Below are 15,464 nucleotides of genomic sequence, written 5' to 3'. Positions count from 1 at the left end.
TACAGCCTGCTGCCTCGATTCCCCTAGTCATGAGAGGGCATTCTTTGTCTACGTCCAACGAGTTGATCAGTGCAAAAGCCGCCACCGGCATCATTGGCCTGGATGACATCCTCGCCGGTGGTCTGTCCCGAGGGCATGTGTTTTTGCTCGAGGGTGAACCCGGTACAGGCAAAACCACCGTCGCGTTGCATTTCCTGTTGGCGGGCGCCCGTGCCGGCGAACGCTGTCTGTACATCACACTGTCGGAAACCGAGCGTGAACTGCGCCAGGGCGCAGCCTCTCACGGCTGGGAACTGAACGAGAACATCGAGATTTTCGAGCTGACACCGCCGGAAAGTCTGCTCAACGCCGAACATCAGCAAAGCCTGCTGTATTCCTCCGACCTTGAGCTCGGTGAAGCCACCAAGCAGATTTTCGAAGTGGTCGAGCGCTTCAAACCGACCCGCGTGGTGCTCGACAGCCTGTCGGAGATCCGCCTGCTGGCGCAGAGTTCGCTGCGCTACCGCCGGCAGATTCTGGCGATCAAACACTACTTCGTGCGTTACGACGCCACGGTCCTGCTGCTAGACGACCTGACCACCGAGTCCCTCGACAAGACCGTGCACAGCGTCGCCCACGGCGTCATCCGCCTCGAAGAGCTGACCCCCAATTACGGCGCCGAGCGCCGCCGCGTACGCATCATCAAGTACCGCGGGCAGAAGTACCGTGGCGGTTACCATGATTTCACCATCATGGGCGACGGGGTGCATGTATTTCCGCGCCTGGTCGCTGCCGAACACCGTGGCGACTATCCTCGCCTGCAATTGACCAGCGGCATCAAGGAAATGGACGCCCTGCTCGGTGGTGGCATCGAGACCGGTTCCAGCACATTGATCCTGGGCCCGGCCGGTACCGGCAAATCGCTGATTTCAATGATCTTCGCCGCCGCTGCCGTAGCACGCGGCGAAAAAGCGGCGCTGTTCATCTTTGATGAAGAGCTGGGTCTGCTCTTCGAGCGGATGAAAAATATCGGCATCGACCTCAAGGCCCTGCAAGCGACCGGCAACCTGCTGATCGATCAGGTGGACGCCGCCGAACTGTCCCCCGGCGAGTTCTCGCACCGGGTACGTCGCTGCGTCGATGAGGGCAACATCAAGACCGTCGTGATCGACAGTATCAACGGCTATCAGGCCGCGATGCCGGAAGAAAACGCGCTGGTGCTGCACATGCACGAATTGCTGCTGTATCTGAACCGCAAAGGTGCGGCGACATTCATGACGGTTGCCCAGCACGGTCTGGTCGGCGACATGCAGGCGCCGGTCGATATCACTTACCTGGCCGACACGGTGATCCTGCTGCGCTACTTCGAAGCCATCGGCAAAGTACGCCGAGCCATTTCCATCATCAAGAAACGCACCGGCAACCACGAGTCGACCATCCGTGAATACCGCATTTCGAGCCAGGGCATGACCATTGGCGAACCGCTGGAAGCGTTCCAGGGTGTGTTGCGGGGCGTACCGACTTACCTTGGCGCCAGCAATCCGCTGTTGCGGGAAGAAGCCTTGTGACAGCCTCCGTTTCACTGCCGGAACGGGCGCTGATTCTCGCGCCCATGGGCCGCGACAGCCAAGTGGCGCTGATGATCCTCAATGAGGCGGGCTACGGCGGGGTCATCACCCCGGATCTGGGCGCATTGTGCACAGAACTGGAACCTGGCGCCGGGCTCTTGTTGATTGCTACCGAAGCGTTGCGCGGCCCGGAACTGGAAACGCTTCTGCATTTTCTGGAGCAGCAACCGGCCTGGTCGGATCTGCCGATCGTCTTGCTGACGCACCACGGCGGCCCCGAACAAGGCCCCTCCTCACGCCTGAGTGAATTATTGGGCAACGTGACCTTTCTCGAGCGTCCGTTTCATCCGGCGACCCTGGTCAGTCTGGTGTCCACCGCCCTGCGCGGGCGACGACGACAGTACGAAGCCCGTGATCGCCTGATTGATCTGAGTGAAAGTGAACGGCGCCTGCAATCAACCCTTGAAACCCTCGAGCAGCAAGTCGAGGAACGCACCGCGCAGCTTCGCCACAACGAGGAAGCCTTGCGCCAGTCGCAGAAAATGGAAGCGGTCGGTCAGCTCACCGGCGGTATTGCTCACGACTTCAACAACATGCTCACCGGGATCATCGGCAGCCTTGAATTACTGCGCCGACGACTGGCTCGCGGGCGCCTTGATGACCTCGACAGCCTGATCGATCTGGGCGTCACCTCAGCCAACCGCGCCGCCGGCCTGACCCACCGTTTGCTGGCATTTTCCCGCCGGCAATCGCTGGACTCCAAAGCCGTGCAGATGAATACCCTGGTGCTGTCGATGGGCGAGTTGCTGCAACGCAGCCTCAACGAAAGCATTCAGCTCGACATGCGCCTGAACGACGATTTGTGGGTCGCTGAAGCCGACCCCAATCAACTGGAAAGCGCCCTGCTCAACCTGGTGCTCAACGCCCGGGATGCGATGCCCGAGGGTGGTAAACTGGTGGTCGAAACCAGCAATCAGGTCCTTGAACAGGCATTCACCGAGGCCTACACCAACCTCGAACCTGGCGAGTACGTCATGCTCAGCGTCACCGACAACGGCAGCGGCATGCCACAGAGCGTGATCAACCGCGCGTTCGATCCATTCTTCACCACCAAGCCCATCGGCCAGGGCACCGGTTTAGGCTTGTCGATGATCTATGGCTTCAGCAAACAGTCCCGTGGTCACGTCTCGATCGACAGCGAAATCGATCAGGGCACCACGGTCAAACTGTACCTGCCGCGCTTCCGCGGCGAGGAACTGGAGCATCCGGTGTCCGCTATTCAACAGGCTCCGGAGGCGCTGGATGGCGAAACAGTGTTGATCGTCGAAGACGACCCTGCCGTGCGCGTGCTGGTCAGCGCAGTGCTCAGTGAGTTGGGTTATGCATTTGTCGAAGCCGGCGATGCCGACGGCGCGGTACCGATCCTCAACTCGACGCAGCGCATTGATCTGTTGATCAGTGACGTCGGCCTGCCGGGCATGAACGGCCGGCAACTGGCGGAAATCGGTCGGCAGTACCGGCCGGGGCTGAAGGTGCTGTTCATTACCGGTTATGCCGAGCACGCCGCTGTGCGCGGCGGGTTCCTCGACCCGGGCATGCAGATGATCACCAAGCCGTTCACCTTTGATCTGCTGACCGCCAAGGTCCGCGAGATGATCAAGAACTGACTCCCAAAAACACCTGTAGGAGCTGCCGCAGGCTGCGATCTTTTGATTTAAAAACAAGATCAAAAGATCGCAGCCTGCGGCAGCTCCTACAGGGGCATTTCAGTGTTTTTTGATCAGGCCAGCAATTCCTGAATCTTTTCCTGCAACACGTCCAGATCGAACGGTTTTTCCAGGATCGGCGCCTTGCTGGTGATCGGGCTGCCGGTCTCGCGGATTTCCTGCGGGTAGCCGCTGATGAAGATTACTTTCAGATCCGGACGCAGCTTGACTGCCGGCTCGGCGATCTGCACGCCGGAGATCCCGCCCGGCAGGCGGAAGTCAGTGATCAGCATGTCCAGATGCGGTTTGCTCGCGAGAATCTCGAACGCCTGCTCGCCGTTTTCGGCCTGCAACACGCGGTAACCCTGCCCCGACAGATAGTCTGTCAGCACCATCAAGATAACCGGTTCGTCCTCGACGACGAGTACTACATCTTGTGCATCTACGCTCATGGGAAGCCTTTGTTCGGTCAATAGCTGCTGATACGACCGTGCGGTCACTCAGAGGTTGCGTCGGATATGCCGTTTTCCTGGATTGGCAGACAAACGCGAAACAGGGCGCCCTCGTTGATTTGACTCTCGACGACGATGGAACCGCCATGGGCGGCGACGATCTGCTCGGAAATGAACAGACCCAGCCCGAGACCAGCCACTACCGTCTTGGCGGAAACCCGTTCGAACTGTTGAAAAATACGCTTCTGATTCTCTTCACTGATGCCGATGCCCCGGTCCTGAACCTCGACCCGCGCCTCATCACCTTCACGGTACACCCGCACCTGGATCGGGCTGCGACCACCGTAGCGCAGAGCATTGGTCAGCAGGTTGGACACCACCTGCTCAATGCGGAACTCGTCCCAATAACCTTCCACCGGCCCGGACGCAGTGAACGACACTTCGGTCTCGGCGGCCTCTATCTGCTGGGCAAAATTCTGCAGCAGGTTGCTCACCAGTTGCACCAGATCGAAACGCTCCGGACGGATCGACAACTTGCCGGTACGAATCCGCGAGACGTCGAGCATGTCTTCGATCAGGCGGATCAGGCTTTTGATCTGGCGCTCGTCGCGATCGACCATCGCGTGCATCTTGTCGAGGGTGAACGCGGCGGCGTTGTCCCGGGCCAGGTGCATCTTGCGCAATTGGGTTTCGAGTATCAGGCCATTGAGCGGCGTGCGTACTTCGTGAGCGACGATTGACATGAAGTCATCGCGCATACGCACCGCCTGCTCCAGTTCCAACTGGGTGCTCTGCAGTTGTTGCAGCAGCGCTTCCTGCTCGCGGCGCGCCTGCTCCAGGGCTTCGACCTGTTGCTTCATGGCCTTGCTCTGGCGGTACAGGTCGACGAACACGTTGACCTTGCTCTTCACCGCGTGAATATCCAGCGGCTTGTGCAGGAAGTCCACCGCCCCGCTCTCGTAGCCCTTGAACGCGTAATTGAGTTCACGGCCGGCGGCGCTGACGAAAATGATCGGGATGTTTTTGGTTTTCTCGGTGCCGCGCATCAACTCGGCGAGTTCAAAGCCGTTCATGCCCGGCATCTGTACATCGAGGATGGCCATGGCGAACTCGTGTTGCAGCAGCAGCGAAAGTGCTTCGTCCGCCGACAGCGCCTTGTACACCGTGCGGTCCTCGCGCTTGATCAGCGCTTCGAGGGCCAGCAGGTTCTCCGGCAGATCGTCGACGATCAGCAATTTGGCCTGGATATTACTCAGCATGCGATTCGTTCCAGCTCGACAAGCAGACGGCCGATGCCGTGAATGGGTAGGACATGGTCAGGCTGCTGAATCTTCAGCGCAGCCAGAGGCATGGTGGCGACCTGCGCGTCCTGCGGGTCTTGAACAATGGTCAGTCCGCCGCGCCGTTTGACTTGCGCCAGACCGCGAGCACCATCGTGATTGGCACCGGTCAGCAACACGGCAGCCAGGGTTGCGCCGTAAGCATCAGCGGCGGATTCAAACAAGTAGTCAATGGCTGGCCGGGAATGGTGCACGCGGTCTTCAAGACTCAGCGACAGACTGCGATCCTGCTCAACCGACAGGTGGTAACCGGGTGTCGCGAAGTAAACCGTACCGGGAGCGATGTCCTGTTTGTCGGTCGCCTCTTCCACCGGCAGCATCAGCCGTCGGGCGAATACTTCGGCCAACTGGCTGCGGCGCTCTTCCGGCAGGTGCAACACGACGATGATTGGCAGCACATAGCCTTGGCGCAGCGGCGCGAGCAGGGTCAGCAGGGCCTCGACCCCACCAGCCGAAGCGCCGACCACGATGGCCTCGACACGAGGCAAATCCAAGGCATCGTTCATAATTTGCGGTAGATCCGTTCTTGTTTGACCAGCGGCTCGAACTGATTCGAGTAGCCGGAAAAATCCAGCGTTTCCTTGCTGCCCAGCACCAGAAAGCCTCGGTGGCACAGCGATTCATGAAACAGACCGAAGGCACGGTCCTGAAGTTTCTTGTTGAAGTAAATCAGTACGTTGCGGCAGGAAATCAATTGAGTTTCGGAGAACACACTGTCGGTCGCCAAGCTGTGATCGGCAAAGGTCACGTTCTCACACAGACTCTTGTCGAAAATCGCGTAGCCGTAGGCGGCGGTGTAGTAATCGGCGAAGGAGCGCTGGCCGCCGGCCTGCTGATAATTGGCGGTGTAGGCGCGCACGTTCTCCATCGAGAAAATCCCCTGCTTGGCCTTGTCCAGCGAGCGCGGGTTGATGTCGGTGGCGTAGATGATCGTACGCTCGAGCAGGCCTTCCTCGCGCAGCAGAATCGCCATCGAATAGACCTCCTCACCGGTGCTGCACCCGGCGATCCAGATCTTCAGCGACGGGTAGGTGCGCAGCAGCGGCACCACTTCCTGGCGGATCGCCAGAAAGTGCGACGGATCGCGAAACATCTCGCTGACCGGGATCGTCAGCAGTTGCAGCAGCTGCATGAACGCGGTCGGATCGTGCAGCACTTTCTCCTGCAGCGCCGAGATCGTCGCACACTCGAACTGGCTCAAGGCGTGCTGCACCCGGCGCTTGATCGAAGCGCCCGAGTAATCACGAAAATCGTAGCTGTACTTGAGGTAGATGGCCTCAATCAACAGGCGTAATTCGATTTCGCTGTTGCGCTCCACGGAGTGACTGCTGTCCACTAAATGCGTTCCATCTTCGGTAACCACACGCGAATCAACGAGAACAGGCGATCCAGGTCGATGGGCTTGGCCAGGTAATCGTTGGCGCCCGCCTGCAGGCAGCGCTCCTGATCGTCTTTCATGGCCTTGGCCGTCACCGCGATGATCGGCAGTTTGCGCCAGCGCGGATCCTTGCGGATTTCAATGGTGGCTTCAAAGCCGTCCATCTCCGGCATCATCACGTCCATCAACACCAGATCGATGTCCTCGACTTCATTCAACTTATCAATCGCTTCGCGACCATTACGGCCGATCACCACGACTGCACCTTTGTGTTCCAGCGCACTGGTCAGGGCGAAGATGTTGCGTACGTCGTCGTCCACCAGCAACACCTTGCGGCCTTCGAAGACCTTGTCGCGGCTGCGGGCGGTCTTGAGCATCTTCTGCCGTTCATGGGACAACTGCGATTCGACTTTGTGCAGAAAGAGTGTCACCTCATCCAGCAGGCGTTCCGGCGAGCGCGCGCCCTTGATGATGATCGAACGCGAATACTTGCGCAGCTCGGCTTCTTCATCGCGGGTCAGATTGCGCCCGGTGTAGACGATCACTGGCGGGAACGAGCAGATGTCCTCGGTGGACATGCGCTTGAGCAGATCGTTGCCGAGCATGTCCGGCAACTTCAGGTCGATCACCATGCAGTCGTAGATCGTGGTACGCAGTTTCTCCAGCGCATCCTGCGCCAGACCGACGGCCGTGATCTCGATGTCATCGTCACCGATCAGGCGGGCAATGCTTTCGCGCTGCAGATCGTCATCTTCGACCAGCAGCACGCGTTTGACTTTCTGGGTCAGCTTGGCTTCGAGACGGGCGAACACGTCCTTGAGCTCTTCACGGGTGGTCGGCTTGACCGCATAACCGATCGCGCCCATGTGCATCGCCGCTTCAACGCGGTCTTCGACCGAGATCACATGCACCGGGATGTGCCGGGTTTCAGCGTGTTCTTTCAGGCGTTGCAGCACCGTCAGCCCGGAATGGTCCGGCAGACGCATGTCGAGCAGGATCGCATCCGGTACGAACTCGCGAGCCAGGTCGTAACCTTCGTCGGCACCGTGAGCCACCAGGCACTGGTAACCCAGTTCGTGGGCCAGATCGTAAAGAATGTGGGCGAAATTCGGCTCGTCTTCCACCACCAGAATGCAGCGGGTGGCGAACGGTGCCTTGCCACGGTCATCGGCAAAGCGCGGGATGTGCACCGGGGCCATTGGCGACACCGCAATCGACGGCGGCGCCACCGGGACCGGGCTCGATACCGGCGGCGGCGTAAAGGACAACGGCGCGGACGGTGAGTCGCCCGGCTCGCTGTATTGCTGTGGCAACACGAGGGTGAACACACTGCCCTGCCCCGGCGCGCTGCTGACGCTGATCGAGCCGCCGAGCAAGGCCGCCAGATCCCGCGAAATCGACAGACCAAGGCCAGTGCCACCGTACTTGCGGTTGGTGGTGCCGTCAGCCTGGCGGAACGCTTCGAAGATGCTTTCCTGCTGATCCGCGGCGATACCGATCCCCGAATCGCGCACGATGAAGGCAATGCGCTCGTCTGGCTGGCCGGCGATGGTCAGGCTGACCGCGCCGTGCTCGGTGAACTTCACGGCGTTGGACAGCAAGTTCTTGATCACCTGCTCCAGGCGCTGGCGGTCGGTGTACAGCATGATCGGCGCATCCGGCTGCAACTCGACGCTGAAGGTCAATTGCTTGTCCGCCGCCAGCGGCTCGAACACGCTGCGCAGGCCGTCGGCCAGCCGCGCGACACTGGTGTTTTCCGGGATCACTTCCAGCTTGCCGGCCTCGACCTTGGAAATGTCGAGAATGTCGTTGATCAGGTTCAGCAAATCGTTGCCGGCGGAATAGATCGACTCGGCGAACTTGACCTGCTCGGCCGTCAGGTTGTCCTGCGGGTTCTCGGCCAGCAGCTTGGCGAGGATCAGCGAACTGTTTAGCGGCGTGCGCAGTTCGTGGGACATGTTGGCGAGGAATTCGGACTTGTACTTGCTCGAGCGCTGTAGCTCCTCGGCGCGCTCTTCAAGCTGCACCTGAGCCTGATTGAGCTCGGTGTTCTTCTGGTCCATGGCGTCGCGCTGCTCGGCCAGGGTTTGCGCCTGTTCGGCCAACTGCTCATTGGTCTGTTCGAGCTCGACTTGCTGGGTTTCCAGATGCGCCTGGGATTCCTTGAGAATCCGCGACTGTTCTTCCAGTTCTTCGTTGGCAGTTTTCAGCTCTTCCTGCTGCACCTGCAACTCTTCGTTGAGCTGCTGGGTTTCGGCCAGCACTTCCTGCAGACGCTGGCGATAACGCGCCGCTTCGATCGAGGTGCCGATGTTGCCGGCAATCAGTTCCAGCAAATCGATATCGCGGTCGGTGAGCGGACGCAGGAAGCCCAGCTCGATCACGCCGTTGACCCGGTCGTCATCACTGGTCGGCACCACCAGCACACTGTGCGGCAGGCCCGCGCCCAGGCCGGAGCTGACCTTGAAGTAGTCGGCCGGAACCGAATCCAGCCGAATCAGTTGCCCCTGCTGAGCCACCTGGCCGACGATGCCTTCGCCGCTGTAGATCTGCTGATCCTTTTCTTCCTGCTCGCGGGAGAACCCGTAGGACGCCACGCGCTTGAGGCCGCCGTGTTCTTCACGCACGTACAGCGCCGCCACCGCCGTGCCGAGGTATTGCGCGCAGAACTGCAGAATATTGCGCCCCAGCAGGTTCAGCGTCAGTTGCCCCAGCACCTGCTCCGCCAGCTCGGTCTGACCGCTGCGCATCCATGCCTGACGCTCCAGTCGCTCGGCGCTGGCCTGTTGCGCGGCGAGAGTGGCGCTGTAGCTGTCAGACAAACGAACCAGATCACGGCGACCGACATACGCCAGCAAACCGCTGATCCCCGCGATAAACAGCAGGTACAGGGTGATGCTCCAGATTGTGGTGCGGCGCACCTCTTCGTTGCGCGTGGTGCGCAACTGCTGCTCCATGTCGATCACGTCTTCGAATTGCTTGCGGATCTCGTCGGTCAAGCGCTTGCCGCGCCCGGCCTTGACCGCGCCCCGGTAATCACCGCTGGAGCGCTGCAGATCGATCATCGATTGTGCGTAGTTGGCCCACTCGGTCTGCAGCGCCTGCAAACGACGCAGACGATCGGTCTGCACCGGGTTGTCGGCGGTCAGTTCGAGCAAGGTGTTGAGGGCCACGTTGATCCGCGGCTTGGCGGTCTCGTACGGGTCGAGGAAATGCTCATCGCCACTGAGCAGGAAGCCGCGCATGCCGGTTTCCAGATCAACCGTGAGTTTCACCGCTTCGTTGGCGTTATTGATGACGCGATCGGTGTGCTCCACCCACTGGATCACCGACAGCAGATAAGTAATCAGGGATACAAAGAACACGGCGCTGAGCGCGCCAACGCCCAGCGGCAATCCGATGTTGCGCGTCAGGAGTTTGCGAAACCGTGTTTCATCAATCGAAGACGGAGTGGGCATGGGGCGGCCTTGTCGAACTGTCGAAACCCGGGAGTTTGCCCCAAAACCGTCGTATGGATCCATTTTTCTGACTGCTTTGGCAGCAATTTCCTACATTTTCCTGCGCTTACCGAGCACCAACCGTTATCCTTGCGCCGCGAAGAGCAGCTAATCTTTTTTCCGTTGAATCGGGAACTTGTGGCCATGCGCCACTTACTCATGCAAGAGCCCGGCATTTTCGACCGGTCGCCATTCCGATTTCCTTTTTTGAGAGCCCCAATATGTCCACCCCAGCGCCCACCATCCTTGTAGTAGAAGACGACGACATCGTACGCATGCTCATCGTCGATGTGCTGGAGGAACTGGAGTTCAGTGTGCTGGAGGCGGACGACGGTGAGTCTGCGCTGAATATTCTCGGGGATCAGAGCAAGGGTATCGACTTGATGATGACCGACTACGGCCTGCCGGGCATGACAGGCAGTGAACTGGCCGGCAAGGCACGTGAACTCCGCGCCACCCTGCCCGTTCTGTTCGCCAGCGGTTACGCCGAAAACATCGACGTACCTGCCGGCATGCACGTGATCGGCAAACCGTTCTCCATCGATCAATTGCGTGACAAGGTCAAGGGCATCCTGGGCCAGTGATTGGCCTTGATCCGGCAGCGGCTGCAGATGTGGTCTAATTGCGCGCCATTTTTAGCCGCCTGCCTGCAAGGAACACTTGTCAATGACTGCATCTCCCGCCACCAAAGTTCTGGTCATCGGTTACGTCTGGCCCGAACCGCGCTCTTCGGCAGCCAGCGGACACGTGATGCAGATCCTCGATACATTCCTGCAGCAAGGCTGGGACATCACCTTCAGCAGCCCGGCCGGCCCGGGCGAGCACAAGGCTGACCTGACCGCGCTGGGCATCCGCGAAGTGCCGATCGAACTCAACAACAGCAGCTTCGATAGTTTCATCAGTGAACTGGCTCCGGATATCGTGCTGTTCGACCAGTTCATGATGGAAGAGCAGTTCGGCTGGCGCGTCGAAAAGCAATGCCCGAACGCCTTGCGCGTACTGGAGACATCCGACCTGCAGAGCCTGCGCCACGCCCGCCACCATCGGCTCAAGGAACGTTTGAAAGACGACCCGGACAATCAGGACTTCAGCGCACTGTTCGCGCCGGCGCTGCGCGAAGAGTTCGAGTTGATGGCCGATACGGACCTGGTCAAACGGGAAATCGCCGCGTTATATCGCTGCGATCTGAATCTGATGATTTCCGAAGTGGAAATCCAGTTGCTGGTCGAACAGTTTCAAGTCCCTGGCGACCTGCTGCACTGGTGCCCGCTGATGCTTGAACCCCCGCGCGGTTCGTTCATTCCTTTTGAAGAGCGCGCGCACTTTCTGAGTATCGGCAACTTCCGTCACGCGCCCAACTGGGACGCCGTGCTGTGGATGAAGACCGCCGTCTGGCCGCTGATCCGCCAGCAATTGCCCGGCGCCCAACTGCATATCTACGGTGCCTATACGCCGCCCAAGGCCACAGCCCTGCACAACGCGGCGCAGGGGTTTCATGTGATGAACTGGGCAGAGGATGCACTGCAAGTGATGTCGCAAGCCCGGGTTTGCCTGGCGCCTTTGCGTTTTGGCGCGGGAATCAAGGGCAAGCTCGTCGATGCGATGCTCTGCGGCACGCCCAATGTCACCACGCCCATCGGTGCCGAAGGGATGGGCGGTGCGCTGTCATGGCCGGGTGAAGTGGCCCCGTCTGCCCAGGCCCTGGCCGATGCCGCGGTCGCCCTGCATGAAGACCAACAGCGCTGGACTGACGCACAGCAGGCCGGCGTCGCGTTATTGAACGCGCGCTATCGGCAGGCTGATCACGGCCCGGCGCTGATCGCTCGCCTGCAACATTGTCGCGATAACTTGTCGGCATTACGGCGCGCCAACTTTACTGGCAGCATGTTGCGTCACCACTTGCACAAAAGTACCCAATACATGGCGCAGTGGATCGAAGCCAAAAACCAGAAAAGTTGATAAGCCAACACTGCAAAAACCCAGTACCAACACTTTGCAAAGAGTGCTGACTTGTACTTTTTCCGACTGCATCAAAGAATAACTTCCGAACTGACCGAGTAATGTGACTGGTCGGAATAAAACTTTATCTGCAACGGAATGCATCATGAGCAACTACCCTTTAAAAAACTGGATGGCGTCCGCACCCGGTATCGACCAACTGACGCTGGGTGAAGTGGTCTGGCCTGGAGCCCATAACGCCGGGCTGGATTACGACTTTTCGTACCCGGCGTATGTGCAGCCGGCGAAAAACTGGTTTGTCTGCCAGGATGGCCCGTTCATTCAGCAACTTAATGAAGGCGTGCGCGCATTCGACGTGCGTCTGCATGCCGATGAACACTGGCTGGGCATCAAGAAGTTCCATACGTTTCATGGCTTGAAACTGTTCCGGGGGCGTGCTTTGAGCGAACTTGTAAAAAGTCTCAAGGTCTTCCTGACTGACAACCCGAACGAGTTCATCATATTGGACATACATGAACTCACGGGCATCAATAATCAACCATTCGACTACAAGGGCTTGCACGAAGTCATCACCACGGAGCTGGGTTCGCGGCTTATTCCCAGAAACAACAGTCAGCTGACCATTGAACAACTTAAAAAGATCAGCCCGATACAACGAGTGGTGTTGGCAAACGACTCGCATCCGGATTTCAGGTCGCCCCTGTACTGGCCGCAAATCCGTCATGAGTGGAGCGGTTCAGATATCACCTCTGCCGAGCAACTCAAGCAACACATCACACGAACACTGGCCAACCCGCCGCCGTCCGGCAGCCTCTGGTCATTATCGACCACCAGCTACGGCGAACTGGCCGGCGTAAAGCGGATCACCCACCAACTCAATCAATGGTTTGGCCCGGACTCGGGCTGGGCGCCAAAGTGCAGCATTATCAATGCCGATTTCGTCGGTGCCACGCGGCTCGCGGAATATTGCCAGCAGATCAACCATGCCAAAGGCCTGGTCAAGGCTCGGGGCTGAGGTGCTGGCACTGTCCGTGACGCGCGTGCATGATGAGCATCCGGACATAACAACAGAACGTATCGGACATGACTCGGGCAACCAGAATCACTGATCCCTCCTACGAGCTGATGGACGATCACAACGGGTTGTCCATCATCTACCGTCAGCATGGTTTTCCCTGCCCTTTAGTGCGTTGGCATTTTCACAAGGAATACGAACTGCACCTGATCGTCGCCAGTTCCGGCAAGGTCTTCATCGGCGACTACATCGGCAACTTTTATCCGCAAACGCTGTTCCTTACCGGGCCCAATCTGCCGCACAACTGGATCAGCCAGGTGGCCGAAGACGAAGTGGTGGAAAAGCGCGACATGCTGGTGAACTTCACTGATGAGTTGTTCGACAGTGGGCACCAGGTATTTGCCGAACTCAAGACCCTGGCGCCGCTGCTGGAGCGCGCGCAATACGGCATCGAGTTTCGCGACAAAGACACGATCCGCCAAGCCATGACGCTGATGCAGCGAATTGCCGATACGCGCGGTATCACTCGTCTGGGGCATTTTTTCATTCTGATGGAGTTGCTGGCGGCGACAGACGACTATCAGTTGCTTTCCGGCGCCACCAACACGCAACTGGCCGACGAGCACAATATCGACCGCACCAACCGCGCCGTCGATTTCATCTTCGCCCATTACGCCCGGGAGCTGACGCTGGAAGAAGTCGCCGAGCATCTGGGGATGAAGCCGACCTACTTCAGCCGCGTATTCAAACAGGCCACCGGGCGCAACTTCATCGAGTTCGTCAATCGCCTGCGCATCAGCAAATCCTGCGAACTGCTGGCCGACGGCGACAAACCGGTGACCGAGGTGTGTTTCGAGTCGGGGTTCAACAATATTTCCAACTTCAATCGGCGCTTCCAGCAACTCAAGGGCATGACGCCGTCGCACTATCGACGCCTCGCCGTGCAGCGCCTGACCGAACAGAATCACGCTTGATAGCCACATCAAAAGATCGCAGCCTGCGGCAGCTCCTACACCGATCCCTGTAGGAGCTGCCGCAGGCTGCGATCTTTTTTGCCAGTGCAAAAAAGTATCGGTTCAAGTGCGATGGATGATTTGTCAGTCCGTCGATAGAGGGCTGTAATCAGCACACATTCTTCCTGCACAGGAAGACACAAAAACAATAACTGTCCTTCTGCTTCCCAACGGACGTAGAAAAGGAGTGCACGATGCAACCCACTGCAAAAGCTCTGCTTGCCCTCACTTGCATGACCCTCAGCAGCGTCAGCCTTGGCGCCCAGACCCTGACCATCGCCACCGTCAACAACAGCGACATGATCCGCATGCAAAAGCTCTCGAAAACCTTCGAGGCCGAGCATCCGGAGATCAAGCTCAATTGGGTGGTGCTGGAAGAAAACGTCCTGCGTCAGCGCCTGACTACCGACATCGCCACCCAGGGCGGGCAGTTCGACGTATTGACCATCGGCATGTACGAAGCGGCACTCTGGGGCGCCAAAGGCTGGCTGGAACCGATGAAGGACTTGCCGGCCAGTTACGCCCTCGACGACGTGTTCCCGTCTGTGCGCGAAGGACTTTCGGTCAAGGGCTCGCTGTACGCTTTGCCGTTCTACGCCGAAAGCTCGATCACCTATTACCGCACCGACCTGTTCAAGGACGCCGGCCTGACTATGCCCGAGCGTCCGACCTGGGAACAGATCGCCGGTTTCGCCGAAAAACTCACCAACAAGGACAAAGAGCAGTACGGCATCTGCCTGCGCGGCAAGGCCGGCTGGGGCGAGAACATGGCGCTGATCACCACTGTCGCCAACGCTTACGGCGCGCGCTGGTTCGATGAGAAATGGCAGCCGGAATTCAATGGCCCGGAGTGGAAAAACGCGCTGAACTTCTACGTCGACACCATGAAGAAATCCGGCCCGCCGGGCGCTTCCAGCAACGGTTTCAACGAGAACCTCGCGCTGTTCAACAGTGGCAAGTGCGCGATGTGGGTGGATGCGTCTGTCGCCGGTTCGTTCGTCACCGACAAGACCCAGAGCAAGGTCGCCGATCACGTCGGCTTCACCTTCGCCCCGCATCAGGTCACCGACAAGGGCTCGGCATGGTTGTACTCGTGGGCACTGGCGATTCCGACCAGCTCCAAGGCCAAGGACGCCGCCAAGGCCTTCAGTGCCTGGGCGACCTCCAAGGAATATGGCGAGCTGGTGGCCAAGACCGACGGCATCGCCAACGTGCCGCCGGGCACCCGCGCCTCGACCTACAGCGATGCTTACATGAGCGCGGCGCCGTTCGCCAAGGTCACGCTGGAATCGTTGAAAGCGGCAGATCCGAGCAAACCTACGCTGAAACCGGTGCCATACATCGGCATTCAACTGGTGACCATTCCTGAATTCCAGGGCGTGGGCACCCAGGTCGGCAAGCTGTTCTCGGCGGCGCTGATCGGCCAGACCACGGTGGATCAAGCCCTGGCCGCCGCACAGCAAACCACCGAACGCGAGATGAAGCGCGCGGGTTATCCCAAGTAACCACTGCTTGACCTGTGGGAGCTGGCTTGCCAGCGATGGCGATTGAGCAGCC

Annotated in this window: 12 protein-coding genes; 7 read left to right on the top strand and 5 right to left on the bottom strand. The window is 59.2% G+C overall.

Going from position 1 to position 15,464, the window contains the following annotated elements; genetic code table 11:
- Positions 1-44: 44 nt before the first annotated feature.
- Both AB1J88_RS06310 and AB1J88_RS06305 read left to right on the top strand, forming a co-directional pair.
- Positions 45-1,547, top strand: a complete 1,503-nt coding sequence (locus tag AB1J88_RS06310) for an ATPase domain-containing protein (RefSeq protein ID WP_041064281.1) — start codon at positions 45-47, stop codon at positions 1,545-1,547.
- Complete coding sequence (locus tag AB1J88_RS06305) at positions 1,544-3,214, top strand: ATP-binding protein (RefSeq protein ID WP_430290525.1); 1,671 nt, start codon at positions 1,544-1,546, stop codon at positions 3,212-3,214. Before AB1J88_RS06310 ends, AB1J88_RS06305 begins: the two co-directional genes overlap by 4 nt.
- Positions 3,215-3,327: 113 nt before the next feature.
- Here AB1J88_RS06305 and AB1J88_RS06300 read toward each other — a convergent pair whose 3' ends face one another.
- Genes AB1J88_RS06300 through AB1J88_RS06280 form a run of 5 tightly spaced genes read right to left on the bottom strand, consistent with a single transcriptional unit; the run spans position 3,328 to position 9,881 of the window.
- On the bottom strand, positions 3,328-3,705 hold the full coding sequence (locus tag AB1J88_RS06300; protein ID WP_016774860.1) for a response regulator: 378 nt from the start codon (positions 3,703-3,705) through the stop codon (positions 3,328-3,330).
- Between the two features lie 44 nt (positions 3,706-3,749).
- On the bottom strand, positions 3,750-4,964 hold the full coding sequence (locus AB1J88_RS06295; RefSeq protein ID WP_041064291.1) for a hybrid sensor histidine kinase/response regulator: 1,215 nt from the start codon (positions 4,962-4,964) through the stop codon (positions 3,750-3,752).
- Positions 4,958-5,551 carry a chemotaxis protein CheB gene (locus AB1J88_RS06290; protein WP_047294607.1) on the bottom strand — a complete coding sequence of 198 codons (594 nt, stop codon included), beginning with the start codon at positions 5,549-5,551 and terminating at the stop codon, positions 4,958-4,960. The genes AB1J88_RS06295 and AB1J88_RS06290 overlap by 7 nt, the downstream gene beginning before the upstream one ends.
- Positions 5,548-6,381 (bottom strand): CheR family methyltransferase, encoded by an 834-nt coding sequence (locus AB1J88_RS06285; protein ID WP_041064296.1) that lies wholly within the window; start codon positions 6,379-6,381, stop codon positions 5,548-5,550. Before AB1J88_RS06285 ends, AB1J88_RS06290 begins: the two co-directional genes overlap by 4 nt.
- Positions 6,381-9,881 carry a response regulator gene (locus AB1J88_RS06280; RefSeq protein WP_430290524.1) on the bottom strand — a complete coding sequence of 1,167 codons (3,501 nt, stop codon included), beginning with the start codon at positions 9,879-9,881 and terminating at the stop codon, positions 6,381-6,383. Before AB1J88_RS06280 ends, AB1J88_RS06285 begins: the two co-directional genes overlap by 1 nt.
- Positions 9,882-10,141: 260 nt before the next feature.
- On the opposite strand from AB1J88_RS06280, the gene AB1J88_RS06275 reads away from it, so the two are divergent.
- The 5 genes from AB1J88_RS06275 to AB1J88_RS06255 all read left to right on the top strand — a co-directional run bounded on the left by AB1J88_RS06275 (position 10,142) and on the right by AB1J88_RS06255 (position 15,412).
- Positions 10,142-10,504, top strand: a complete 363-nt coding sequence (locus AB1J88_RS06275) for a response regulator (RefSeq protein WP_041064307.1) — start codon at positions 10,142-10,144, stop codon at positions 10,502-10,504.
- A gap of 82 nt (positions 10,505-10,586) precedes the next feature.
- On the top strand, positions 10,587-11,879 hold the full coding sequence (locus AB1J88_RS06270; protein WP_430290523.1) for a glycosyltransferase: 1,293 nt from the start codon (positions 10,587-10,589) through the stop codon (positions 11,877-11,879).
- A gap of 145 nt (positions 11,880-12,024) precedes the next feature.
- The gene (locus AB1J88_RS06265) at positions 12,025-12,894 is read left to right on the top strand and encodes a phospholipase (RefSeq protein WP_430290522.1); all 870 of its coding nucleotides are present in this window, start codon (positions 12,025-12,027) and stop codon (positions 12,892-12,894) included.
- Positions 12,895-12,962: 68 nt separating this feature from the next.
- On the top strand, positions 12,963-13,868 hold the full coding sequence (locus AB1J88_RS06260; protein ID WP_430290521.1) for an AraC family transcriptional regulator: 906 nt from the start codon (positions 12,963-12,965) through the stop codon (positions 13,866-13,868).
- Positions 13,869-14,101: 233 nt separating this feature from the next.
- Positions 14,102-15,412: an ABC transporter substrate-binding protein gene (locus AB1J88_RS06255; RefSeq protein WP_041064323.1), complete on the top strand. Its 1,311-nt coding sequence runs from the start codon at positions 14,102-14,104 to the stop codon at positions 15,410-15,412.
- The last annotated feature ends 52 nt before the right edge of the window (positions 15,413-15,464 follow it).

The organism is Pseudomonas sp. S8 (genome assembly GCF_050473925.1).
Taxonomy (GTDB): Bacteria; Pseudomonadota; Gammaproteobacteria; order Pseudomonadales; family Pseudomonadaceae; genus Aquipseudomonas; species Aquipseudomonas parakoreensis.
This window is presented reverse-complemented; position numbering and strand designations above follow the sequence as displayed.

Excerpts from the sequence above, each read along its gene's own strand:
- AB1J88_RS06265 (WP_430290522.1), top strand. The coding sequence starts at position 12,025 with ATGAGCAACTACCCTTTAAAAAACTGGATGGCGTCCGCACCCGGTATC.
- AB1J88_RS06255 (WP_041064323.1), top strand. The coding sequence starts at position 14,102 with ATGCAACCCACTGCAAAAGCTCTGCTTGCCCTCACTTGCATGACCCTC.
- AB1J88_RS06275 (WP_041064307.1), top strand. The coding sequence starts at position 10,142 with ATGTCCACCCCAGCGCCCACCATCCTTGTAGTAGAAGACGACGACATC.
- AB1J88_RS06280 (WP_430290524.1), bottom strand. The coding sequence starts at position 9,881 with ATGCCCACTCCGTCTTCGATTGATGAAACACGGTTTCGCAAACTCCTG.
- AB1J88_RS06300 (WP_016774860.1), bottom strand. The coding sequence starts at position 3,705 with ATGAGCGTAGATGCACAAGATGTAGTACTCGTCGTCGAGGACGAACCG.
- AB1J88_RS06270 (WP_430290523.1), top strand. The coding sequence starts at position 10,587 with ATGACTGCATCTCCCGCCACCAAAGTTCTGGTCATCGGTTACGTCTGG.
- AB1J88_RS06260 (WP_430290521.1), top strand. The coding sequence starts at position 12,963 with ATGACTCGGGCAACCAGAATCACTGATCCCTCCTACGAGCTGATGGAC.
- AB1J88_RS06295 (WP_041064291.1), bottom strand. The coding sequence starts at position 4,964 with ATGCTGAGTAATATCCAGGCCAAATTGCTGATCGTCGACGATCTGCCG.
- AB1J88_RS06290 (WP_047294607.1), bottom strand. The coding sequence starts at position 5,551 with ATGAACGATGCCTTGGATTTGCCTCGTGTCGAGGCCATCGTGGTCGGC.